This window comes from Fulvivirga sediminis, from assembly GCF_016757215.1.
Classification (GTDB): domain Bacteria; phylum Bacteroidota; class Bacteroidia; order Cytophagales; family Cyclobacteriaceae; genus Fulvivirga; species Fulvivirga sediminis.
Genome location: NZ_JAESIY010000005.1, coordinates 315,646 through 339,145, shown reverse-complemented (window position 1 = coordinate 339,145; position 23,500 = coordinate 315,646). Strand labels below are relative to the sequence as shown.

Annotated in this window: 22 protein-coding genes and 1 other RNA gene; 19 read left to right on the top strand and 4 right to left on the bottom strand. The window is 37.7% G+C overall.

Annotation, left to right across the window (positions count from 1 at the left end; genetic code table 11):
• Positions 1–44: 44 nt before the first annotated feature.
• The 16 genes from xerD to JL102_RS11105 all read left to right on the top strand — a co-directional run bounded on the left by xerD (position 45) and on the right by JL102_RS11105 (position 18,359).
• A complete protein-coding gene (xerD, locus tag JL102_RS11180) occupies positions 45–944 on the top strand; it encodes a site-specific tyrosine recombinase XerD (RefSeq protein ID WP_202244481.1) in 900 nt (299 codons plus the stop codon).
• Between the two features lie 169 nt (positions 945–1,113).
• Positions 1,114–1,929, top strand: coding sequence for a hypothetical protein (locus JL102_RS11175; protein WP_202244480.1), 816 nt, complete (start codon positions 1,114–1,116; stop codon positions 1,927–1,929).
• 178 nt (positions 1,930–2,107) lie between these two features.
• Complete coding sequence (locus JL102_RS11170; protein ID WP_202244479.1) at positions 2,108–3,160, top strand: DUF4407 domain-containing protein; 1,053 nt, start codon at positions 2,108–2,110, stop codon at positions 3,158–3,160.
• Positions 3,161–3,247: 87 nt separating this feature from the next.
• On the top strand, positions 3,248–4,288 hold the full coding sequence (locus tag JL102_RS11165) for a quinone-dependent dihydroorotate dehydrogenase (RefSeq protein ID WP_202244478.1): 1,041 nt from the start codon (positions 3,248–3,250) through the stop codon (positions 4,286–4,288).
• A 162-nt stretch (positions 4,289–4,450) separates the two neighbouring features.
• The gene (locus JL102_RS11160) at positions 4,451–6,922 is read left to right on the top strand and encodes an FtsK/SpoIIIE family DNA translocase (RefSeq protein WP_202244477.1); all 2,472 of its coding nucleotides are present in this window, start codon (positions 4,451–4,453) and stop codon (positions 6,920–6,922) included.
• A 120-nt stretch (positions 6,923–7,042) separates the two neighbouring features.
• Positions 7,043–7,687 (top strand): LolA family protein, encoded by a 645-nt coding sequence (locus tag JL102_RS11155; RefSeq protein ID WP_202244476.1) that lies wholly within the window; start codon positions 7,043–7,045, stop codon positions 7,685–7,687.
• Positions 7,688–7,748: 61 nt separating this feature from the next.
• The gene (gene pyrF / locus JL102_RS11150; protein WP_202244475.1) at positions 7,749–8,573 is read left to right on the top strand and encodes an orotidine-5'-phosphate decarboxylase; all 825 of its coding nucleotides are present in this window, start codon (positions 7,749–7,751) and stop codon (positions 8,571–8,573) included.
• Entirely contained in the window at positions 8,573–9,850 is a 1,278-nt protein-coding gene (locus tag JL102_RS11145) for a DUF2851 family protein (protein WP_202244474.1), read from the top strand. Before pyrF ends, JL102_RS11145 begins: the two co-directional genes overlap by 1 nt.
• Complete coding sequence (locus tag JL102_RS11140; RefSeq protein ID WP_202244473.1) at positions 9,847–11,097, top strand: hypothetical protein; 1,251 nt, start codon at positions 9,847–9,849, stop codon at positions 11,095–11,097. The genes JL102_RS11145 and JL102_RS11140 overlap by 4 nt, the downstream gene beginning before the upstream one ends.
• Positions 11,098–11,140: 43 nt before the next feature.
• Complete coding sequence (locus tag JL102_RS11135; protein ID WP_202244472.1) at positions 11,141–11,779, top strand: acetyltransferase; 639 nt, start codon at positions 11,141–11,143, stop codon at positions 11,777–11,779.
• Positions 11,780–11,870: 91 nt separating this feature from the next.
• Positions 11,871–12,728: a nucleoside phosphorylase gene (locus JL102_RS11130; protein ID WP_202244471.1), complete on the top strand. Its 858-nt coding sequence runs from the start codon at positions 11,871–11,873 to the stop codon at positions 12,726–12,728.
• Positions 12,729–12,874: 146 nt separating this feature from the next.
• Positions 12,875–14,110 (top strand): M16 family metallopeptidase, encoded by a 1,236-nt coding sequence (locus JL102_RS11125; protein WP_202244470.1) that lies wholly within the window; start codon positions 12,875–12,877, stop codon positions 14,108–14,110.
• Positions 14,111–14,160: 50 nt separating this feature from the next.
• Positions 14,161–14,796: an O-methyltransferase gene (locus JL102_RS11120; protein ID WP_202244469.1), complete on the top strand. Its 636-nt coding sequence runs from the start codon at positions 14,161–14,163 to the stop codon at positions 14,794–14,796.
• A 7-nt stretch (positions 14,797–14,803) separates the two neighbouring features.
• A complete protein-coding gene (locus tag JL102_RS11115; RefSeq protein WP_202244468.1) occupies positions 14,804–16,756 on the top strand; it encodes a lytic transglycosylase domain-containing protein in 1,953 nt (650 codons plus the stop codon).
• A gap of 244 nt (positions 16,757–17,000) precedes the next feature.
• On the top strand, positions 17,001–17,381 hold the full coding sequence (locus JL102_RS11110; RefSeq protein WP_202244556.1) for a response regulator: 381 nt from the start codon (positions 17,001–17,003) through the stop codon (positions 17,379–17,381).
• 48 nt (positions 17,382–17,429) lie between these two features.
• Entirely contained in the window at positions 17,430–18,359 is a 930-nt protein-coding gene (locus JL102_RS11105; RefSeq protein WP_202244467.1) for a DUF3078 domain-containing protein, read from the top strand.
• 34 nt (positions 18,360–18,393) lie between these two features.
• Here JL102_RS11105 and JL102_RS11100 read toward each other — a convergent pair whose 3' ends face one another.
• Positions 18,394–18,876, bottom strand: a complete 483-nt coding sequence (locus JL102_RS11100) for a hypothetical protein (RefSeq protein WP_202244466.1) — start codon at positions 18,874–18,876, stop codon at positions 18,394–18,396.
• Here JL102_RS11100 and JL102_RS11095 point away from each other — a divergent pair.
• On the top strand, positions 18,875–19,048 hold the full coding sequence (locus JL102_RS11095) for a hypothetical protein (RefSeq protein WP_202244465.1): 174 nt from the start codon (positions 18,875–18,877) through the stop codon (positions 19,046–19,048). The genes JL102_RS11100 and JL102_RS11095 overlap by 2 nt on opposite strands.
• Here JL102_RS11095 and dnaX read toward each other — a convergent pair.
• Together dnaX and JL102_RS11085 are read right to left on the bottom strand one after the other, a co-directional pair.
• Positions 19,005–20,102: a DNA polymerase III subunit gamma/tau gene (gene dnaX / locus JL102_RS11090; protein ID WP_202244464.1), complete on the bottom strand. Its 1,098-nt coding sequence runs from the start codon at positions 20,100–20,102 to the stop codon at positions 19,005–19,007. The two genes, JL102_RS11095 and dnaX, sit on opposite strands and share 44 nt — an antisense overlap.
• Positions 20,103–20,182: 80 nt before the next feature.
• Positions 20,183–20,977 (bottom strand): DUF481 domain-containing protein, encoded by a 795-nt coding sequence (locus JL102_RS11085; protein ID WP_202244463.1) that lies wholly within the window; start codon positions 20,975–20,977, stop codon positions 20,183–20,185.
• 131 nt (positions 20,978–21,108) lie between these two features.
• Between JL102_RS11085 and ssrA the strand changes: the two genes are divergently transcribed.
• Positions 21,109–21,519: a transfer-messenger RNA gene (ssrA, locus tag JL102_RS11080) on the top strand.
• A 271-nt stretch (positions 21,520–21,790) separates the two neighbouring features.
• On the opposite strand, the gene JL102_RS11075 is transcribed toward ssrA, so the two are convergent.
• Positions 21,791–22,609, bottom strand: coding sequence for a DNA/RNA non-specific endonuclease (locus JL102_RS11075; protein WP_202244462.1), 819 nt, complete (start codon positions 22,607–22,609; stop codon positions 21,791–21,793).
• A 686-nt stretch (positions 22,610–23,295) separates the two neighbouring features.
• Here JL102_RS11075 and JL102_RS11070 point away from each other — a divergent pair.
• The gene (locus JL102_RS11070) at positions 23,296–23,484 is read left to right on the top strand and encodes a hypothetical protein (protein ID WP_202244461.1); all 189 of its coding nucleotides are present in this window, start codon (positions 23,296–23,298) and stop codon (positions 23,482–23,484) included.
• The last annotated feature ends 16 nt before the right edge of the window (positions 23,485–23,500 follow it).

Below are 23,500 nucleotides of genomic sequence, written 5' to 3'. Positions count from 1 at the left end.
CTTAGGTGACACCTAAACAATTGATGAACCTTAGAAAAATTATCATGAATTGGGATACAGCCATACAGCAATTTAAGAACTATATCAGGCTTGAAAGATCGCTTTCAGCTAACTCCATAGAAGCCTATATTCATGATATCGTAAAGCTAAAACAGTTTACTGAGATGTCCAATTGGCAAGTGATGCCATTAGACATTTCTTCAGCACACTTGCAGGATTTTTTAGAGTATGTAAACGAGCTGGGCATGACCTCTCATTCTCAGGCGCGTATATTATCTGGCATTAAGGCATTTTATAAATATCTGATGTATGAAGACCTTATAGATAAAGATCCTACAGCGCTCATAGAAGGTCCTAAGCTGGGAAGGAAGCTGCCAGATACACTCAGTTTTAATGAAATAGAACAGCTATTTAATGCCATTGATCATTCTACGCCCGAAGGTCAGCGTAACCGTGCTATGCTTGAGGTGCTTTACAGTTCAGGCCTGAGGGTTTCTGAGCTAATAGACCTTCGGCTTACCAATATTTATGAAGACATCGGCTTTCTGAGGATTATTGGTAAAGGCGATAAGGAACGGCTTGTTCCTGTAGGCAGAGATGCTCTGAAATACCTCAAAATTTATATTGAAGAAGTGAGAGTACACTTGAATATAGCCGATGGACATGAAAACTATGCTTTTTTAAACCGAAGAGGTAAGAAGTTGACTCGGGTGATGATTTTTACGATTATAAAAAACCTGGCGAAGGCCATCGGTATGACAAAAAGTATTAGCCCGCACACTTTCAGACATTCATTTGCTACTCACTTAATAGAAGGTGGGGCAGACCTAAGGGCTGTGCAGGAAATGCTAGGCCATGAATCCATCACCACCACCGAAATATACACCCACCTAGATAGAGATTATTTAAAACAAGTTATTCAGGAGTTTCATCCGAGGAGTTAATGGTATATGAATGCATTCTTACTTATGAACTTAATAAGAATACACTCTAAAAGTGAATGTACTATCAGAAAAGTTTATAGACGGAATTCCTTTTTTATAACTAAAGCTTCCACCTATTTTGTATTTGCTTTATTTGGTGTTAAATTATTTATGTTAACATAAATTTTCAATGAAAGCATTAATTAGGATTCAGTTTGTTTTCTTAATGATTTTATGTTTTGGTAGCTGTAAGCCTCCAAAAGAGGACAGGGTACAGTCATTTGTGTCCGCACTTAATAACTTGGAGTTATTGAAGGCTCAAAATATGATGTCAGACCGCTTTATTTATACTGATTCAAACGGCAAGAAATTTTCTAAAACGGAATATCTCGAATTGATAGATTCATTAATGAGTCTTAACACTAGTTATAATATTAACTCAATTCACTATGAAGATAGTGTGGTGAAAACTAAAGAAAAAGTCACAAACCTTTTAGATTCAATTTTGGAAGTTAATCCTAAAATCATTCAATGTGTAACATATACTTTAGATGAGGATAGAATTTCTAAGATTACCATGGATAGCTTAATTAATAAGAATGAATACGAAGAAAGTCTAAACTCTAATTATATACCATTTGAGTTTTGGGTAGATGATAATTACAATGTTTCCGGTTCCTCCGAAATATTTAAAAGTCTTAAGAAGTATTTGGCAGAATATAGTTCGATGCCTCCCGTAGAAAGAAAAAACTATCGTTCATATGCGTATCTACAAGGAACCTACATTTCGAATGATAATCGTTTTTATAAGAAGCTGGAGTTTAAAGGAAGAACAACTGTTGTAGTTATCGATGCGATTTTTGGGCTGAAATATCCAACAAGTTATGTGCTTGATAATGATTTTATAAGAATACAAACTGATAAAAGTGATCTCCTTTTGGAAATTAAAGATAGCAATACCCTCTTAGGAGAAGGTTACGCAAAAGGCACCTATCACCGTGATTAAGTTAATTAATTTGTAAGCCTAAAAACACTTTTAACCTTAAACTAATAAATTGAAGCAATTCACAAACCGTACACCTCGTATGTTCATAATAGAACATCTTAACATTAAAATAAGCTTCTAGGCTTATTTTAATGGCTGGCATACTATTGGTTGCTAAAAAATATTTAGATTGAAATTCATGAATAAACTGAAAATGTTTTTCTGGCATTGCTCAGGGGCTAATATAAAGTTGCTGGAAAAATGCCCAACAGATAGCACTAAATATGTAGGCGTAGGGGCTACTATATTCTTCACCGGGCTTTTTGCAGCCCTTGCAGGTGGTTATGCTTTATTTACAATTACAGCTAATCCTTGGTGGTCGGTAGCGTTTGGACTCATTTGGGGCTTAATGATTCTTAACTTGGATAGATACGTGGTTTCCAGTATGCGAAAAAAAGGGAAGCCTTTTAAGGAGTTTATGTTGGCTACTCCAAGAATAATTTTGGCTCTTCTTATTTCTTTAGTTATAGCCAAGCCGTTAGAGATGAAGATTTTTGAAAATGAGATTAAAGGAGAGCTCAGTGTGATGGAACAGGAGCTATTTGCCAGGCAGGAAGGTCAGGTGGCTTCACGTTTTACTTCTCAGAGGCAGCTGTTGGTTTCAGAAATAAATGAATTGAAGGGGGAAATTCTGGCTAAAGAAAATCGAAGAAATGAATTGAGAAGAATAGCACAGCAGGAGGCTGATGGTACTGGAGGTACAGGCAAAAGAAACCCTGGGCCTATTTATCAGATCAAAAAGGAAAATGCTGATCGCGTTGATGCCGAATTACAAGAATTATCAACTCAGAATAATGCTTTAATAGCACAAAAATCTAAAGAGTTAATGGCTTTGGATGCGGAGATGAAAGGAGATATGCATGAGCTTGAACAAAGTAAACTGGATGGTCCTGCTGCCAGGATGGAAGCGTTGGATCGGCTTACTAGCGAAAGTGATGCGATTTATATGGCTAACCTATTTATTATTCTTCTTTTTATAGCTATAGAAACAGCACCTATTTTTGTGAAGCTAATTTCAGGTAGAGGCCCTTATGATCATTTACTTAGCGTAGAGGAGCATAGCTTTTTCCTTCAAAAAACAGAAGTGATGGCCGCTGCTAATTCCAGCGTTAAAGAAAGATCTACTAAACTGGCCGACATGGAGAAGGAGTTCGTACAAAAGCAATTAGACGTCAGTTTAGACAATCAATAGAAAAGTAAAGGTGCTTTTTATGAATTTGATGGTGAAGGTTTCTCATTATGCTATCTTTGCAACTGCAAAATAATTAATCCTTATCCAGTGTATAAATCTTTAATAAGGCCCTTGTTGTTCAAGGCTGATCCTGAAAAAGTACATCATTCTACTTTTAGTCTATTAAAAAAGCTTAGTCCATTACCAGGTGTTAAGGGTATATGGAGGAGTATGTTTTGTTATGAGCACCAAAGTTTGGAGAGAGAGCTTTTTGGTATCCGCTTTAAAAATCCGGTAGGTCTTGCTGCAGGTTTTGATAAAGATGCTAAAATAATTGATGAACTGGCTTGCCTGGGGTTCGGACATATTGAGATAGGCACCGTTACGCCGAAAGGGCAGCCCGGTAATGATAAGCCCCGCTTGTTTCGTTTGCCACAAGACAAGGCCATTATTAACCGCATGGGGTTTAATAATGATGGAGCAATAGCCGCTGTAGAGAGGTTGAAAAAGCGGAAGTCTGATGTAATCGTTGGAGGAAATATCGGAAAAAATAAAGTCACGCCTAATGAAAAGGCTTTTGAAGATTATGAATACTGCTTTGAGACTTTATACCCGGTGGTTGATTATTTTACGCTTAATGTGAGTTCTCCTAACACTCCTAACCTTAGAGAACTGCAGGATAAAGAACCGCTTACCAAACTGCTGAAAGCAGTGATTAACCTGAATTTGACAAAAGAAAAGCCTAAGCCTATACTCTTAAAAATAGCTCCTGATTTAACCGAAGGTCAGCTAGAAGATATTGTGGATATTGTAAAGGAAGTGCAATTAGATGGTTTAATAGCTCATAATACTACTATTTCCAGAGAAGGGTTGAAAACTTCTCAAAAGCTAGTAGAAGAGATTGGAGCTGGCGGGCTTAGTGGTAAGCCGCTTACTCAGCGGTCTACGCAGATACTGAGATTTTTGAGAGGCAAGCTGGGCCAAGAGTTTCCTATCATATCAGTAGGGGGCATTATGTCCGCTCAAGATGCATTGGAGAAAATAGATGCAGGTGCCTCACTCATTCAGGTATATACAGGATTTATCTATGAAGGACCTGCTTTGATAAAACAAATTAATAAAGTCCTGGTGTCTCGCGTAAAGGGTTGATTTTAAGTATTATATTTTACATTTTGAGATAAAGGATGAATGAGTTCATCACATTTGAAAGCAGTACTGCACATACAGATCTGTGGAGATAATGAACTAGCTACTTACATTTTTTGTCTGGATATGGCGTTAATTTTTCATTAGCTTTGTCTTTTTTATAACATGGCCAAAAACACATATAAATCAAATACATTTAAGCAAACTAAGAAAAAGGAAAAGAGCAGTAAAAAGCTCAAGTTCAATTTCAAAATAAGCTTTTTAAAAGACAGGCGTTTTCACCTGACTTTTGGTTTCTTTCTACTTATTAGTTCTCTATTTTTACTTACAGCCTTTATCTCTTACCTTTTTACAGGTAAGGCAGATCAGAGTGTGGTGGAAGCGATTGGGCAAACTGGGATAATAGAGTCAGGCAGAGAAGCCGAAAACTGGCTGGGATCTTCAGGCGCTTATCTTTCTCATTATTTTATATTCCGTTGGTTTGGTCTAGCTGCCTTCTTTACTCCGCCATTACTGTTCATTGTGGGGTACAAAATAGTATTCAGAAAACAGCTGATCTCTATCTATTCTATGCTGGTGTTTAGTTTGTTCTTTACTATCTGGTTAAGCATTTTATTAGGGTATCTCGTATTTAGTACTGAAGGTGTTTCAGAATGGGGCTTTTTGAGTGGAGGCATTGGTTATCAATTATCCATAGTACTAGAAGGGTTAATTGGATGGGGTACTATCCTGTTACTTATTTTCTCATTAATAGCGTTTATTATCTACTTCTTTAATGTTACTACCATCTTAGGTTTTAAAGGCAAAATAAAAGATGGGGTAGAGGATATTGAGAAGGGACTTAGTGGTAAGGCTGCCGCTGATGAAAAATTAGAAGGCTATGTAGATGAGAAAGATAACTGGCCGGATAAGACAGAAGAAATAAAGCCTGTGGTGAAGAAACAGGAAGAAGAACCTCCTAAGAAAAACGAAGTGGTCTTAGAACAAAGACCTGTCAATACACCTAAAAAAGAGAGTAACCCTGGATTAGAGCTTGATGTAACTTTGCCAGAACGCAAGAAAGTGGAAGCAGAGGAGCCTGTTTTTTCTGTAGATGCCGACGTGAATAAGGAAAACACAGCCTCTGTGCAGGAAAACTATGATCCTACTTTAGACTTAGGATCTTATAAATATCCTTCGCTACAATTGTTAGATGATTTTGATACAGGCGTGGTTCAGGTAACTAAAGAAGAGCTGGAGCAGAATAAGGATAAAATCATTGAGACCTTAGTCAATTTCAAAATAGGCATATCCAGTATTAAAGCTACCATTGGGCCTACTGTAACTTTATATGAGATAGTGCCTGAAGCTGGGGTGAAGATTTCAAAAATTAAAAACCTGGAAGACGATATAGCGCTTTCTCTTGCCGCTTTGGGAATACGTATTATTGCGCCTATTCCTGGAAAAGGAACCATTGGTATAGAAGTGCCAAATGAAAACAGGGAAATGGTAGGGATTAAATCAGTATTCTCTACCGAGAAATTTATGAAGAGTGACAAGGAGCTTCCTGTAGCCTTGGGTAGAACTATATCTAATGAAGTGCACGTAATAGACCTGGCTAAGATGCCTCACATACTCATGGCAGGGGCTACAGGGCAAGGTAAGTCAGTAGGTTTGAACGTGTTGCTTACTAGTTTGCTATATAAAAAGCATCCATCACAGCTTAAGTTAGTATTGGTAGATCCTAAAAAAGTGGAACTTACCCTTTTTAATAAGATAGAGAGACACTTCTTGGCTAAGTTGCCAAACACTGAAGAAGCTATTATTACCGATACAAAAAAGGTGGTAAATACGCTCAATTCGTTGTGTATAGAAATGGATAACCGCTATGATTTGCTTAAAGATGCAGGGTCCAGAAATCTTAAAGAGTATAATGCCAAATTTATAAATAGGAGACTTAACCCTGAAAAGGGTCACCGTTTCTTACCTTATATAGTATTAGTAATAGATGAGTTAGCTGATTTGATGATGACAGCAGGTAAAGAGGTAGAGACCCCTATTGCCAGACTGGCTCAGCTGGCGAGGGCTATCGGTATTCACTTGGTAGTGGCTACTCAGCGGCCTTCTGTTAACGTTATTACAGGTATTATCAAAGCTAACTTCCCTGCGCGTTTATCATTCCGGGTGACCTCAAAAATTGACTCTAGAACAATTCTTGATACCGGGGGGGCAGATCAGCTTATAGGTATGGGAGATATGCTCCTTTCACAAGGTTCAGATATGATCCGTCTTCAGTGTGCCTTTGTAGATACTCCGGAGGTGGAAAGAATATGTGAATATATCGGAGAACAAAGAGGGTATGAATCAGCATATCTATTGCCGGAGTATGTAGGTGATGACGAAAGTTCTGCTGTAGGAGAGGTAGACCTGGCAGATAGAGATGCTCTTTTTGATGATGCTGCCAGGCTTATCGTGTTGCATCAGCAAGGAAGTACTTCACTTATTCAAAGAAAATTAAAGCTTGGATACAATCGTGCGGGTAGGATTATAGATCAGTTAGAGGCCGCTGGTATCGTTGGTCCATTCGAAGGAAGCAAGGCTCGTGAAGTTTTAGTGTCGGATGAATACAGTTTGGAACAGTTATTGAGTGATCTATAACCAGCGTACGGTTTAATTGTTATAAATGGGAAAAATGGCATTTCTTGTGCCTCCCATATATATTTTTCTACCTTTGCACGCTATGTTGAGATTTAAAATTTAAATAAGAACCATACTGTAATGAAAAAGATTTCTTTCATCCTCATGTTTGTACTAATAGGAATAGTTGCTTTTGCTCAGAAAGACCCTGAGGCCAAGCAAATATTAGATGCGATGAGCACCAAAATGAAGCAGATACCTGCTTATAGCGCTGATATCACGTCTGCTATGGTTAATGAGGTAGACAACATCAATGAGGAGTTTAATGGTAAAATCACGGTAAAAGGTGATATGTATAAGTTGGAAATGGATGATCAGGTTGTTATTAACAATGGCAGTACCGTTTGGACTTATCTACCAGATGTAAACGAAGTAAATATTGATAACTATACCCCTTCTGAAGACGAGATTTCTCCTTCAAAAATTTATGAGGCTTATAAAAGTGGTTATAAATATATGCTTGTAAGCCCAGAAACTTCTAAAAATGGAGAAACCGTAGCTGAAGTGGATTTGGTGCCCAATGATAAAGATGCCCAGTTTTTTAAAATTAAGCTATTTATCTCTCAGAAGACTAAAAACCTAAAAGGATGGACAATGTTTGATAAGTCAGGAAATCAGTACGAATACACTATTAAGAATTTCAAGACTAATATTAACCCTAAAGATTCATTCTTTGCTTTCGATACTTCTAAATATCCTGGCGTAGAAGTAATTGATTTGAGATAGATTACTAAAAACATATAAGATAAAAAGGGTGTATTAACACCCTTTTTTTATTTTTGCTTATATGAATAAAGCCGAACTGATATCCCAAATACGTCAAAAGAAATCATACTTATGTGTTGGCCTAGACACAGACCTGGAAAAAATTCCTCAATTTCTGCTAGAGTATGAAGACCCTATCTTCGAGTTTAACAAGTGCATTATAGATGCAACTAAGGATTTTGCTGTTGCTTATAAGCCCAATATTGCTTTTTATGAAGCCTTAGGAGCAAAGGGATGGCAAAGTTTGGAGAAAACAGTTGAGTATATTCCAAAAGACATTTTCACTATAGCCGACGCTAAGCGAGGAGACATCGGTAATACCTCTAAGCTGTACGCTAAGGCTTTTTTTGAAAACATGGATTTTGACTCTATTACAGTAGCTCCTTACATGGGTGAAGATTCTGTGTCTCCTTTCCTGGATTTTCCTGGAAAATGGGTTATTTTATTAGCTCATACATCTAATCAGGGAAGTAATGATTTTCAGTTAATGACCAATAGAGAACACGATACGGCTTTTTATGAAGAGGTAATAAGGAAAAGCAGGCAGTGGGCTACTGATGATCAGCTAATGTTTGTAGTAGGAGCTACAAGGGCAGATAAAATAGGGCAGATAAGAGAAATAGCCCCTGATAACTTCTTTTTGGTGCCCGGTGTTGGCGCGCAAGGAGGTAGCTTAGAAGAGGTGTCTAAATATGGTATGAATAAAGACTGTGGTTTATTGGTAAATTCCTCAAGAGGCATTATTTACGCTTCTAAAGAAGAAGATTTTGCCGAAGCCGCGGGTAAGGAGGCGCAAGCACTCCAACAGCAAATGGAGCAATATTTGGCGGAGTTTAAAACTGTTTAATGGAGGAAGCCTTTCTTCACTTTATATGGAAATTTCAATATTTTGATAAAACCGAACTAGCTACCCGGGATCATCAGATGGTTAATGTGTTGTTCCCGGGTGTGCACAATACAGACGCCGGTCCTGATTTTAAAGAGGCTAAAATAATAGTGGCAGGTTTGCAGTGGAATGGCCAGGTGGAGCTGCATGTTAAGGCTTCTGAATGGCGACAGCACGGGCATCATACCGATCAGGCTTATGATAATGTGATACTGCATGTAGTCTGGGATAATGATAAACCAGTGCAAAGAACAGATGGCTCATTAATTCCCACCATCGAATTGAAAAACAGAGTTGATGAAAAATTGATTCTCAACTATAAGCACCTTATTAATAATCCTTATAAAATACCATGTCAGGAGCAGTTACACCAGGTTTCTGATATTACCTGGGTCACTATGCTTGATAAAGCTTTGGCCGAAAGGATGCAGCAAAAGGCAGCTCTGGTAATAGAGGCACTGGAGGCTAATAATAATGACTGGGAAGAAACTGCTTACCGACTTTTGTGTCGAAATATGGGTTTTAAAATAAATTCAGAGGCCTTTTATGAACTGGCGAAATCATTGCCATATAAAATAATAAGGAAGCACGCTGATAGTCCCTTGCAGGTAGAAGCATTACTATTTGGACAGGCATGTTTGTTTGACGATGATTTGGATGAACCCTATCAGGATGAGCTAAAAAAGGAATATGCCTTTTTAAAAAACAAATATTCCTTGGAGCAAAATCTTACGGAGGCTCATTGGAAACTCCTTAGGCTAAGACCGGCTAACTTTCCTACTGTGAGGCTGGCTCAGCTGAGTCAAATTCTAACCAATAACCTGCATCTTTTTAATAAATTTCTCAACATCAGCGATACTTCTGGTGCAGCATCAATCTTTAAATATCCATTGACTGACTACTGGAAAAATCATTATCAATGGGGTAAGGTAGCCGCTAAGAGTGGCCATGAGATTGGGCAGGCTAGTATAGATAATATACTCATCAATACTGTAGTACCCTTGCTCTTCGCTTATGGTACTTATATGGATAACAACGTTTACGTAGATAAGGCAATAGCTCTGCTGGAGAAAATTAAAAGTGAAAAAAATAAAATCTTAGATATCTGGACAAATCTGGATAGAAAGCCTCTGTCTGCTTATGATAGTCAGGCGCTCATTCAGTTATATAATAATTATTGTAAAAGGAGGAGGTGCCTTTCTTGCAGCATGGGGCTTTCATTGGTTAGAGGCAAGTGAGTGTATTTATATTTATCCTTGATCTCATCTTGATAGGCTTCATTATTAGAAAGCTGTATTATCAATATCACTTTTTAGGCAGGCAGGTTTTCTTTTCTGCAGTGGCTTTTAAATTCATCACTACCTTGGCGTTAGGGTGCCTGTATCTTTACTATTATGAAGGTGGAGATATTATCAATTACTTTGAAAATGGCAGTGCTTTAACTCAGCTCTTGTTCACGGCTCCGTCAGATTACTGGGATATTTTATGGGGCAAAATGGTCTATACTGGGTTTCAAGGTCAGCCTGGAATAGTGTTTATGTCTAAGCTGGTTAGTATTGTAAACATTTTTACATATAGCAATTTTTGGTGTACTTCAATATTCCTTTCGTTGTTGGCATTTTCAGGGGTGCTTTTTTTAGCTAAAACGGTTATCTATATTTTTCCTGGCAATAGGCTGGCGATCTGCCTTTCATTGTTCTTTTGGCCATCATTGGTTTTCTGGAGCTCTGGGTTGTTGAAAGAAGCCGTAGCTATCGGAGCACTTAGCTATATTTTAGGTACATTTCTTAAGTGGTATTTTCAAAATCAAAGGCCAGGTCTGCTTCCTATTATCAGGGGCCTTTGTATGCTTTGGCTGTTGTGGCAGGTGAAATATTACTATTGTGGCGTGCTGTTGCTTATGATTTTAGTAATTATATGCTTTCAACTAGTGAGCCAAATGATAGGCAATAGGTCGCTATGGAGTTCTGTCTTTATTTTTTCTTTACTACTAATAATTCTTACCCTAGGAATAACCCGACTTCATCCTAATTTTTATCTAGAACGCCTGGCGGCAGTGATAGTGGATAATTACTACCTGTATCATCAAATTTCAGAAGTAGAGGACGTGATTCATTACGGAAAGTTAAATCCTGATTTTTCAAGCCTGGCCGTTCATGTACCCCAGGCTCTATTTGCAGGTTTATTTAGACCATTATTAGCAGAGAGCACTTATTGGCTGAAAATATTGGCTGGGTTCGAAAATCTTATTTTGTTTATTTTGGTAGGTGCGGCCTTTTTCAGAAAAAAATGGAGTAATGCTAAAATAAATACTGTTTTGATGGCATCGATTTTCTATTGTTTTATTCTGGCTGTTTTTCTGGCACTTTCCGCACCAAATTTTGGAACCTTGGTTAGGTATAAAGTAGGTTTTTTGCCTGTGCTTTTACTTTTAGTGTGTATACAAAACCCATTGATAGAAAAGGTTAATAAATTGATAAAATAGCCACTTAAATGTAGCTTTGTCGTTTCAACTAAATGGAATGAATATGAAGAATCCGGTAATGATATTTGGAGCTAATAGCATGGGGCGTGCTGCAAGAGATATATTTGACAGTAATGATATCATGATATATGGCTTTCTGGACGATGATGAGAAGCTTCATGGCACCGAGATGGATGAAATTAGTGTGCTAGGTGCTACCGATGATGACGGATTTTTAAAATATATCGGAAAAAAATGTGAGGCTTTTATAGCTATAGATGATAATAAATATCGCAAGAATATAGTGAAAATGCTCAATGAAAGAAGAAAAGTAATGCCTGTGAATGCTATCCATCAAGCATCAGTTATTGCTGGCACCGCTTACATTGGGCACGGAAACTTTATTAATATGGGAGCAAGGGTTGCTGATAATGCTAAAGTGGGCAATCATTGCATCTTAAATACTAACTCAGTAGTGGATTATAGTGCTGAGTTGGGGGATTTCGTTCAGTTAGGTGCCGGGAGCGTAATTAATACTGGCGTACATGTGGGCAATGAAGTATTCATAGGTTCAGGTGTAACTATAGTGAGCGGAGTTAAAATAGGTAAAGGTGCCAGAATAGGAGCAGGATCTGTAGTAATTGCAGATGTAGAAGCAGGTAAAACTGTTTTCGGTAATCCTGCTCAGGTAGTGGAAAGATAACGTTGTTTTAGTTGGTTGAGGTTATTTAATGCTATTTTTTGTAATACCGGGAATTACATATATTTTCCGGTATATAAGCCTGAAATGAATTATGGTGAAAATTCCTGAATCTGAACTAATCCTTAATAAGGATAAAAGCATTTATCACTTAAACTTAATGCCTAACCATATCTCTGATACTATTATTACGGTAGGAGATCCTAGCAGGGTTTTTATGGTGAGTAAATACTTCGATGATATCGATTTTGAAATGAATCGAAGAGAGTTTATTACTCATGTAGGCACCTATAAAGGTAAAAAGATCACCGTTATCAGTACTGGTATGGGTACTGATAATATTGAGATCTTCTTTACCGAGCTAGATGCTCTCGCTAATATTGATTTTAGAAAACGAGAGGAAAAACCAAAGAAGAAGAAACTTAAAGTGATAAGAATCGGCACTTCTGGTGCTCTTCAAGATATTCCCTTAGGTTCGCATCTTCTTTCTGATTATGCTGTGGGCCTGGATACGCTCATGTGCTTTTATAATTTGCCTCAAGATGACTTTGAAAATGAAGTAGGCAAAAAGCTACAGGAGCAGGTGCGATTGCCTTTTCAACCCTATGTAGTTAGAGGGTCTCAGGAATTAAAAGAACAAATTCAGGGCGATGATATGTTGATTGGTAATACCGTCACTTGCCCAGGATTTTACGGTCCTCAAGGTAGAAAAATCAGACTCGACCTAAAGAACCCTAAGCTGATGGAGACTCTTAATTATTTTCATCATAAAGATATGTGGCTTACCAATTTTGAGATGGAAACAGCTGGTTATTACTCTTTGGGCCGCTTGCTAGGACATGATGTGCTGAGTGCAAATGCCATTATAGCCAACAGGGTAAAAAATGAGTTTGCGAAAAATCCCACCGAAATTATTGACTCGCTAATAAAAAAAGTGCTCGACAGATTGTAATATCTAGTCAGCGCACTTGAAAGTATGGCTTAGGCGCCTCTATGCATCATTCTCTGTGAGATGTAGTATTCCTGTGTATGCTGTCTCAGTTCACTCATGGTTAAAGAAAAAATTGACGTAGATTTGCGGTTGACAAGAGAAACAGAATGGATGATTACGATATAATTACCCTTGAGAATGGCATCAGGGTAATACATAAACAGGTGTCTAATACTAAGATTGTGCATTGTGGTTTCATGCTGGATATTGGTAGCAGAGATGAAACAGCACAAAATCAGGGAATAGCACATTTTTGGGAGCACATGGCTTTCAAAGGCACACAAAAGAGGAAAGCTTTTCATATCCTTAATAGGATAGATTCTGTAGGAGGTGAGCTCAATGCTTATACCACTAAAGAAAAAATAGCTTTTTATGCCTCTGTGCTGGATAGTTATTTTGAAAAGGCTGTAGAACTACTTGCTGATATCACGTTCGAGTCTATTTTTCCTGAAAAGCAGATTGAAAAAGAGAGAAATGTAATACTGGAAGAAATGGCCATGTATTATGATAGTCCTGAAGATGCTATCCAAGACGATTTTGATACCCTTGTCTTTGGAGATCATCCTTTAGGAATGAATATTTTGGGAACTGCCGATAGTGTTAAATCATTTCAAAGGCAGGACTTTAAAGATTTTTTAAAGGCAAACCTTAATACTGAGAACCTTGTATTTTGCTCTGTCGGGAATATACCTTTAAAAAAAGTGGAGCGTCTTGCTCATAAATATCTTAGCGGAGTTCCGTGCTATTCGGCAGCACGTGTGAGAAAACCTTTCTTGGAATACAAACCAGCAGAAAAAGTGGTCTATAGAAATCTTACCCAAGCACAGTGTGCGCTTGGTAGGCCTACTTATCCTATAGGTCATGAAAAGAGATTAGCTTTCTTCTTGCTGGTAAATATACTTGGAGGTCCGGGTATGAATTCACGCCTTAACCTTGCCCTGAGAGAGAAACACGGCTTTGTGTACTCCATAGATGCAGGTTTACAATCATATATAGATACTGGTCTTTTTGCGGTTTTTTTTGGTACGGAACCTGGTCAGCTAGAGAGAAGCATTAGGTTGGTGAAGAAGGAGTTGAAAAGATTTGCAGAGAAGCCGCTGGGAGTAATGCAGCTGCATACAGCTAAGGAGCAGCTAATGGGTCAACTGGCTATGGCAGAGGAGAATAATACCAGCCTTATGCTCATGATGGCAAAAAGCATATTGGATAAGGGACATGTAGAATCACTTGAAGATGTGTTTGCTAAAATCAGAAGTATAACAGCTTCTGAGTTGCAGGATATAGCCGTGGAAATGTTTGATGAGAGTCAGCTTAGTCAGTTAACCTTTTTGCCAGACAATTAAATTATAAACAATATTTTAATTCATTTCTTTATCTAATAAATTGACCTTATATGGAGTTTACAGATGCGGAATTACAGCAGTATGTAGAGCAACATACTAAACCTGAATCAGAGGTTTTAAAAAAACTAAACAGAGAAACACATGCTAATGTACTGAGGCCAAGAATGCTTTCTGGTCATCTTCAGGGTCGGGTGCTTTCTATGCTCAGTCACATGATAAAGCCCAAATGCATTCTTGAAATAGGCACGTATACAGGCTATTCAGCTATTTGCCTGGCAGAAGGGCTGGCTCCTGAAGGAAAACTAATCACTATAGATGTTAATGAAGAGTTAGAAGAAATGGTGAGGAGGTATTTTGAAGATGCCGGATTGGCTGCATGTATTGATTACATGATAGGTAATGCCGTAGAGGTAGTTCCTACGCTAGATATTCAGCCGGATATTGTTTTTATAGATGCTGATAAGGCCAGCTATGCCGCTTATTTTGATATGGTGATCGATAAAATGCCCTCTGGCGCTTTCATTATAGCTGATAATGTGCTGTGGAGTGGTAAGGTGGTAGGAGAAAAGGTAGATAAAAAAACACAGGCAATTCTCGATTTTAATAAAAAAGTTCATAATGATGAGCGTGTGGAGAACGTTCTGTTTCCTATACGCGATGGTTTAATGGTAATGCGCAAAATTTAACATTCTTATGCCCAAAAGATTATTGATCCTTCTATTTATGATGCCTTTCTTTGTCCAGGCTCAGGGCTCCAGAGTGCCTTCCAGGATGGAGTTTGCAGGTATAAAGTTACGCATCGCTGAAGGGGCTCGGAAAGAAATTCAGGACGATGTGGATGCACTCACAAAGAGTCCTAAGTATTTTAATATTAAGGTAGAACGGGCTCGTTCTTATTTCCCCATTATAGAAAGGGTCTTTAAAGAAGAAGGGCTGCACGATGATTTTAAGTATCTGGTGCTCCAAGAAAGTGCTCTTATACCTGATGCTGTATCTACTTCCAATGCAGTAGGATTTTGGCAATTTAAAGATTTTACAGCCCAAGAGGTGGGTATGAGAGTAGATGGGCATATAGACGAGAGAATGAACATTGTATCAGCCTCTCGTGGAGCGGCCAAATATATGAAGAAGAATAATCAGTTTTTTGATAACTGGCTGCATGCGCTTCAGGCTTATCAGATGGGCGCAGGTGGGGCTATGAGGGTTTTGGGAAAAGGTGATGAGGGAGCTAACTCTATGGTTATCAATAAAAAAACGTATTGGTATGTTAAAAAATATCTGGCTCATAAAATTGCTTTTCAGGATGCCGTGGGAGAGGCAGGTTTAGTGCAGCTTAGAGAGTATAATAATGGTGCGGGTAAAACCTTGAAGGATATTTCCAGAGAAACAGGGGTGAGTCTTGCGCAGCTTCAGGACTATAATAAGTGGTTAAGAAAAGGGAAAATTCCTGAAGATAGAACTTATACTGTGATAGTACCTATTACCGAATTGCAAAACGTGAATCTGGCTGCTTTTAAAGATAGTAATAATAATAATAATAATACTCAGCCGGAAGTAAGTAGAACCGTAGAATATGACTTTGATAATCCTGATAAATTTCCTGTGTATGAAGATTATGTAATGGCTTCTCGAGGGAGCATTGTTGATATAAATGGTATACCAGCTACCATGGCTAAGGCAGGGGATAAAATACCAGAATTGGCAGAAAGGGGAGAAGTGGATCTGAAAAAATTTCTTAAGTATAATGATATTGATATTAGTAGCGGATTAATACCCGGACAGGTATATTATTTTAAGAAGAAGAAAAATAAGGCAAAGACTCATTATTATGTTATTCAGCCAGGAGAAAATCTATGGTCAGTATCTCAAAAGTTTGGTATTAAACTGAAAAAGCTAAAGTCTAAGAACCGAATAAGGAAAAATGATGGCGAGGTGAAGGCGGGGAGAGTGCTTTGGCTGAGGTTTATTAGGCCTGCCAGAATAGAGCCGGAGTACAGAGAGGTGAAACAGCCTGATGAAAAGCCCCAGGTAATCTCATCAAAAAGCATAGTGAAAAAAGAAGAGGCTCCTCAAGAGCAAGAAATTGCTATGGAGGAAGTAGCTGAACCTGTAATAAAAGAATCAGATGCTTCTGTGGTTAAAAATGAGACTCCTTCTGTTAATAAAGTGAAGCCATCGGTTCGTCAGGAATATGCAGACCCTATAGAAGAGGGGGAAGTAGATGAAGAAGAAGTGATGGAGGAGAACGAGCAGCAGCCTTTTGAGGGAAGAAGTCAGGTGCATGTGGTGAAACCAGGAGAAACACTTTATTCTATCTCTCGCATGTATAATATCACTATCAAGGATTTGCTAGCATGGAATGATATGGATATTTCTCAGAAACTGAGTATAAATCAAAAGCTGGTTATCTATAATAAGAGTATGATTGAGGGTGAGAAGCGTATGGCTGAAGATGAAAAATCAGCTCCTGTAGAGCGAAGCGAGGTGGAGGAGATATACCATACAGTAGTGCAGGGAGATACCATGTATAATATAGCCAAGAAGTATGAAGTGACAATTGAAGAAATAATGAAGTGGAATGACAAGACAGACTTTAGCATAGGCCTTGGAGAGAAAATAAAAATCGTAAAAAGGCCAAATAAGTAATTGAAATTAAAGTATAATTATTTAATTTATGGTTCGTATTTCAATAGTTACTTTTTGAAATTCTTAGATCTATATTTAAGATTAAAAAACTTATTTAATTGCTATGTTTGCATAGTAGAAATGAAAAGGCCGATTTTTATGGAAAAAATTGGAGCTAGTTTCTTTTTTTATGCGAACTTCAAAAAATTGAATTTTTAACTAAACCAGCAGAAAGTTGACTGACTCTAAGGCGATCGATTTAGTAATGCTTGTGGATGATAATGATACTGATAACTTCATCAGTAAGCGTATAATTGAAATCACCAAGTTTGCTAACAGGGTTGAGGTGAAAAACTCCGGAAAAAGTGCTCTAGACTATTTAAAAGAAAATCAGGATGATCTCGACAACCTACCAAACCTGATTTTTCTTGATATAAATATGCCTATTGTAGACGGCTTTGTTTTCTTATATGAATTTGAGAAATTCAGTGATGCAATTAAAGATAAATGCAAAGTGATTATTCTTTCTAGCTCTGATAACAAAAGAGACATTGATAAGATTGTAAACAATAATCATGTTATAAAATTCATAACAAAACCTCTTACGGAATCTGCTTTAGAGGAAGTTAAGGTAAACAATCTTTAAAAAGCTCTGTTTTTTAGCTTTAACTCTTTATAAAAACAGACTATTATAATGCAACATGTAAATGCGTTTAAGGTTATTTTACCTTTAACACTGGTATGTCTATTTAGCTTTTTATCTGCTAATGGACAACAAAACGATACTATTCCCAAAGACACTACTTATTGGAAAAAGGATTTTAGAGGAGGTTTAAGCTTCAATCAGGCTTCCTTTTCTGAAAATTGGCAAGGAGGAGGCGTTAACTCCATAGGCCTTAATACCAACCTTACTTATAAGGCTAACTATAGAAAAGACATTCACTCTTGGGATAATACTATAGACTTAGGGTATGGCCTTGTAAAAAACGAAGATCAGGGAAGTCGAAAATCCGTAGATCGCTTGTTTCTGGATACTAAGTATGGCAGAATATTAAATGAGAAATGGACCTTTTTCACATCATTGACCTTTTTATCTCAGTTTGATAGGGGCTACGAGTATGACGTAGAGCAGGCTGATGGTACTATGCGTGATAGTTTAATATCAGAATTTATGTCTCCTGCTTTTATTACCTCCTCATGGGGTTTTGAATATCATCCTGTTGATTACTTTACACTACGTTTAGGACCTTTTTCTCCACGATTAACTGTCGTTAATAATGATCAACTATCAGAGGCGGGTGCTTATGGCGTAGATCCGGGAGATAAAACAAGGTTTGAATCATTGGCCTTCCAGATGGTGGCTGATTTTAATAAGGATATAGCTGAAAACCTGAATTTGAAGTGGAAGTATATGATGTTCGCTAACTACAAGGAGTTAGAAGTGAAAAAATTAGATCACCGCCTTGATCTCACGCTGGCAGCTAAGGTGAATAAATTTATAGATGTATCAGTAGGTGGTATCCTCTTGTATGACTATGATCAGATTGACGAATTACAAATAAGTCAGGCACTTAATCTCGGCCTGGTTTATACATACAAAAATTATAAAGAGAAGAAGAAATAAAAAAAAGCCTCCGTGTAACGGAGGCTTTTTTTTGCTAGAAATCTGTGTCAAGACCCAGCCTGTTTTGTAAATCTCTTAGTATCGGCTTTTTCTCCGTGAGGTAAGCAAATTTCTCTTGATTGGTATAGATCATTCTCTGAGACTGAGCTTCTATCAGTTCTGTTTCTAGAGATATTTTTCCGTTGTTCAGTTTTCTTTTTAGGTGCTTTAAAAGAGCGGGCCTAAACCTATCCAAAATATCGATTTTTACAGGGTTCAGAAATTTGATGACTATGGTAGTAGGATCTTTTAAGTAAAATTCCTGCTTCATTACCATATGCTCAGAATTTTTACCTTCAGCTTTTCGACTTTCGGCGAAGTCATTCCATACCTGTGTGAGCTGTTCTGGGGTGAAACTGTCAGAGCCAAACGTTTCCTCTACGTGATGTATTTCTTCTTCGCCTTTTTCTTCCTCTGTTTTTTTTGCCAGATCATCCAGGTTTTTAGGTATCCTAGTAGTGCTTTTTAACTTAGACATGCTAAGTCTTTTTGCGGGCTTTACCGCAGAGGTAGATGTAGCTCCTGAACCAGGGGAGGCAGGAGCTTCTGTTTGTGTGGAAGAGCTTTCGTCAGCGTCTGGTGCTGATTCCTTTTCTTCAGCTTCGCTTAGCTCACTTTTTTTTTTAGACCATTTTCAGAAGCAAGACTGATGGCTGAGTTAATATGAGCTAACTTCATGAGCATAAGCTCTACACTCAGTCTCTGATTTTTACTTCCTTTATAGTTAATATCGCACTGATTGGAAATATTAAGAGCGGTAAGTAAAAATGACTTTGACGCTCTATTGGCCTGATCTACATATTTTTCTTTGGTATTAGCCGGAACCTCCATCAGGTGTACCGTGGCATTGTCTTTAGAAACCATCAGGTTGCGTAAGTGCTCACTTAGGCCTACTATAAAGTTATGTCCATCAAATCCCTGCTTAAGAATTTCATCAAAAATTAATAGAGACTGTGTGATATCTTCGTTTAATAAATGATCTACTACTTTGAAATAGTATTCATAATCAAGAATATGAAGATTGTTGATGGTAGATTGATAAGTAACATTTCTATCGGCCGAGAAAGTTACTATAAGGTCAAATATTGATAAAGCATCTCTAAGAGCACCGTCTGCTTTTTGAGCAATAAGGTGTAGTGCTTCTTCTTCAGCTTTTATATCTTCTCTTTCGGCTATGTCTTTCAGATGATCTGCAATATCAGAAACCTGAATTCTGTTGAAATCAAAAATCTGACAACGTGAAAGTATAGTAGGTATTACCTTGTGTTTTTCTGTAGTGGCCAGGATGAATATAGCATATTCCGGTGGCTCCTCCAGTGTTTTTAGAAAGGCATTAAAGGCTGCATTAGATAACATGTGAACCTCATCTATAATGTATACCTTATACTTACCATATTGAGGTGGATAACGTACCTGATCAATAAGATTTCTGATATCATCTACGGAGTTGTTAGATGCAGCATCTAGCTCAAATATGTTTAATGAATTGCCTTCGCTCTTTTCATCAAACTGGTTGATCATTCTGGCCAAAATACGGGCACAGGTGGTTTTTCCAACCCCTCTTGGTCCACAAAACAACAATGCCTGAGCCAGTTTATTGTTGTCTATCGCATTTTTTAAAGTAGTAGTAATATGACTTTGACCCACTACTTCTTCAAAACCTGTAGGTCTGTACTTCCGCGCTGATACAACAAATTTATCCATCGCTCGAAGTTAAGAAGTCCCGCTGAAAGTGAAAAGAAAAAAATAAAAAACAGGTGAAACAGACGCTCTCATACCCTGGTTTAAAAGGTGAACTTAAAGCCATTAGTTAAAGAGTAAACAAAGTTATTGATGGGGATAATAGGCTTATCTTCGTACTGAGCGGTGAAGCTAGTGTTAAAAGCCAGTTTATCGGTTAGTTTTATGTTTAATACAGCATCTCCACTTACTCTATGCCTGAATACTTCATCGTCATAATCATATCCTCCCTGATAATAGACTATTATATTAAAGTCTACATTTTCATTAATAGTAAGCTTAGAAGTAATGTAATTAGAGGTTTTCCAAATGTTTTTGCTTATGATTTTTCCTTCCGTTTCTAGAGAGTTCCAGTTTTCTCTTTCATACATAGCACCAATGCCCATGAAAATCTTGTTTTTACCAGACTTTTTCAATCTTATTTTTATTCCGGCTCCCTGTAAAAAACGAAAAGGCATTTGTCGGCCGTTATCATATTGTACCTGAGAAAAACTCTCATAAGAGAGTTTTCTTTTCCTTAAAAAGTTAATTCGGAAATGGGTGTATCCAGAACTAATGAGTGGTCCTCCGGTAGATTTTATATAACTGATATCGTTTATTAATATATATGCATGTCTATTTCCTACGTATACTAAGTCAGAAGAACCTTCTAACCCGGTATAGGTAATGTTTTTTTCGGCGGTAGCACTTTTGTTGTTCAGGTTGAAGTCAATATTAATGCTGCCCATAAAATAGTTAGAGGAGTCGGAGTCTATACTTCCCTTATCTACTTTGAGAATCTGAGCTGAGGCTAGATGGGTGATGAGGAAAAAGGATAGCGTAAATAGAAATACTTTCATTGAGATCTTGATTGATAATAAGTTACGAAAATATCAAACAGATTTAAGCTATAAAATAATATAGTATAATATCGTGAATAGGTTGTTTAAAGAACTTATTTACGTTTATATTTGTAGTTCTTTGGCAAACCGGGGTCGACCGGTTTTGACAGGATGTGTGATTACGTGGGTAAGCATGCAGGCTCATGGGATGAGAGCCTTGAAAGATAGTTCCACAACACAATTGGCGAATCTAATTACGCCATGGCTGCCTAATCTTAACAATTCGTTAAGAATGCAGGCTTAATCGGTTGAGCTGCCAGACGCAGTTCCCGGGCCACATCCCACAAAACCTCTGTTCTGCAGGTTTTGAATTTGGGATGTCGAATAAGCAGAACTAGCGCCGGCAGGGTTGTGATGCCAGTGCGAAATTGATCGCAACTAAGGTAATGTTTGGCTGTTGTCGGCCTGGCTTTACCCGACAATCTGATGACAACTAAGCATGTAGAAGACACGATAGTTGCCTTCACTGGACGAGGGTTCGAATCCCTCCGGCTCCACAATTCACAAGTCAAATGACACCAAAAGCCTCTTTAAGATATTTAAAGAGGCTTTTTTGTTTATTGTCCATGTCGTTTTATTCATATAAAACCAATAGCTAGGTGAGTTATTCGGTGAGTAAATTGATGGTTTGTAATAACTCTCAACCTGGTCTAAGATTATGAAACTCTGGCGTGATTACCTCAGCTCTTTTAATAAGCTGATCCAGCTTTTTCAATTTGATTTAAAAATCTCACAAAACGCTAAGCCCTTAACACAATCACCTCTTGGTAATTATTTAATATTGATCTCAAACCAGTCTTCATTTTTGTTAGCTTCTATGGCTTTTTCCTTGTAATCGCTTAGCTCCCACAAAAAGTCAAGGTGAGACCTTAGTTCAACGTCATCAATGGTATAAAGATGGTTTTGCAGAGCGGAACCCCTTGGAGTATCCTGGTCGAAAATAAAAGCAAGGGGTTCAATATGTCCATTTTCCATTTCCACAAGAATTATTTTCCAGTATCCACTAGGCACTTTATGGGGTTCATCAGCGAAAGGAAGTGGTGGCATCTCTCTCTCATACAAAGGACCAGTCATAACATAAACCACCTTGTATTTATTCACCATACTTCTTACTTTTTCTTCAAGTGTCACCCAGGCTCCTTGGTTTAAATCAGATTTTTGAGGTGTAATATTAGAAAGGTAATTAGCTTCATACCAAAAAGGTGAGCCATCTAAGCTGCCTAAAGGTGCCTGGTGGCCACGATCAGTATGGATAGAGTCATAGGCATTTTTATAATCACCATGGTGTGGTTCTGGTTCAAGGGTTTCCGAAGGATCTAACCAAGGATCTGCTTTCCATTTTCTGCTTTTATTACTGCCTGAAATTAATTCAGGGTCTAATCTATAAGCCACCCAGTCGGCAAACTTAGTATCATCATTATTGCTTAAGGCATAGATATCTCGAATAATTAAATCATTGGTTGCAGGGGTTCCATAAGGGTAGCCTCCTAGCCAATGCTTGCAGTGTATCTCAGCCCTATGATCTTGCGAAAGACTTACAAATGGCAGGAAAGGAAAGAGCAATATCAGATAAAAGTGTAGTAGTTTCATTTAAATATTTACAATCAAAAAAATAGCGTGCAAAAGTATGCTAGATAATGATAAAGCCTTCACATTGAAGCCAAATAATGCGAGTGCTTATAAACTTAGAGTTCAGTTGGCTGATGGCATTAATGAGCGCTGTATATTTTTATTGATAAAGGCATTGATCTCTGAGAAGATTTTCACTGTCACACGAACGCGTTATCGCTATGCTTAAACGCTCCCGAACTGGAATTCTAGCATTTTATCAAATGCTGTTGAAAAAATATTTCACCTCAATTTACTGATATTCAACGATATAAGTTCTTTTTGAAAGTACTTATAGCACGTGCCGCACTGTGCCTTATGTGCCAAAATAACCTATTTAAATTAGAGCAATCAAGTTCCTGATGGTATTATGACGCCGGACGGATGCATCCTGATTTAGGCCTACCCGCGGATAATTAAAAGGTCTATGTAAGCACAGATATAATAAAGAGCTTATCACTTAATCCAGGTATTAGGTGGTGCGCTTATAGAAAAATATTATGTCTACATGTCATGCCTGATATAGAAGCAAATAAGTACGGCCTGGAGGCGCTGTGTTGATTTGCGACTGTATCCTTTTCCTCCTGCCATGGGGAACATGTGAAAACATGTTTAACCCGGCTTGCCAGGCTCATGAGAGCTTGGTAGAGCCAAAAAAGAGGAATATTATGAAAACCATAGTTAAAAATTCAGCAGTAATAGTTTTAATATTTGTATGTGCAGTAGCTTGTGAAAGTGAAGATGTAAAACCCATTCAAAAAAATGACACTCAACTATCTGAGTTCAATAGTTCACAATTCTTGGCTAATGATACTGGCGGAGGTGAAGATGAAGAAGATCCTATAATACAGGATTAGTATAATAGAGCGAAAA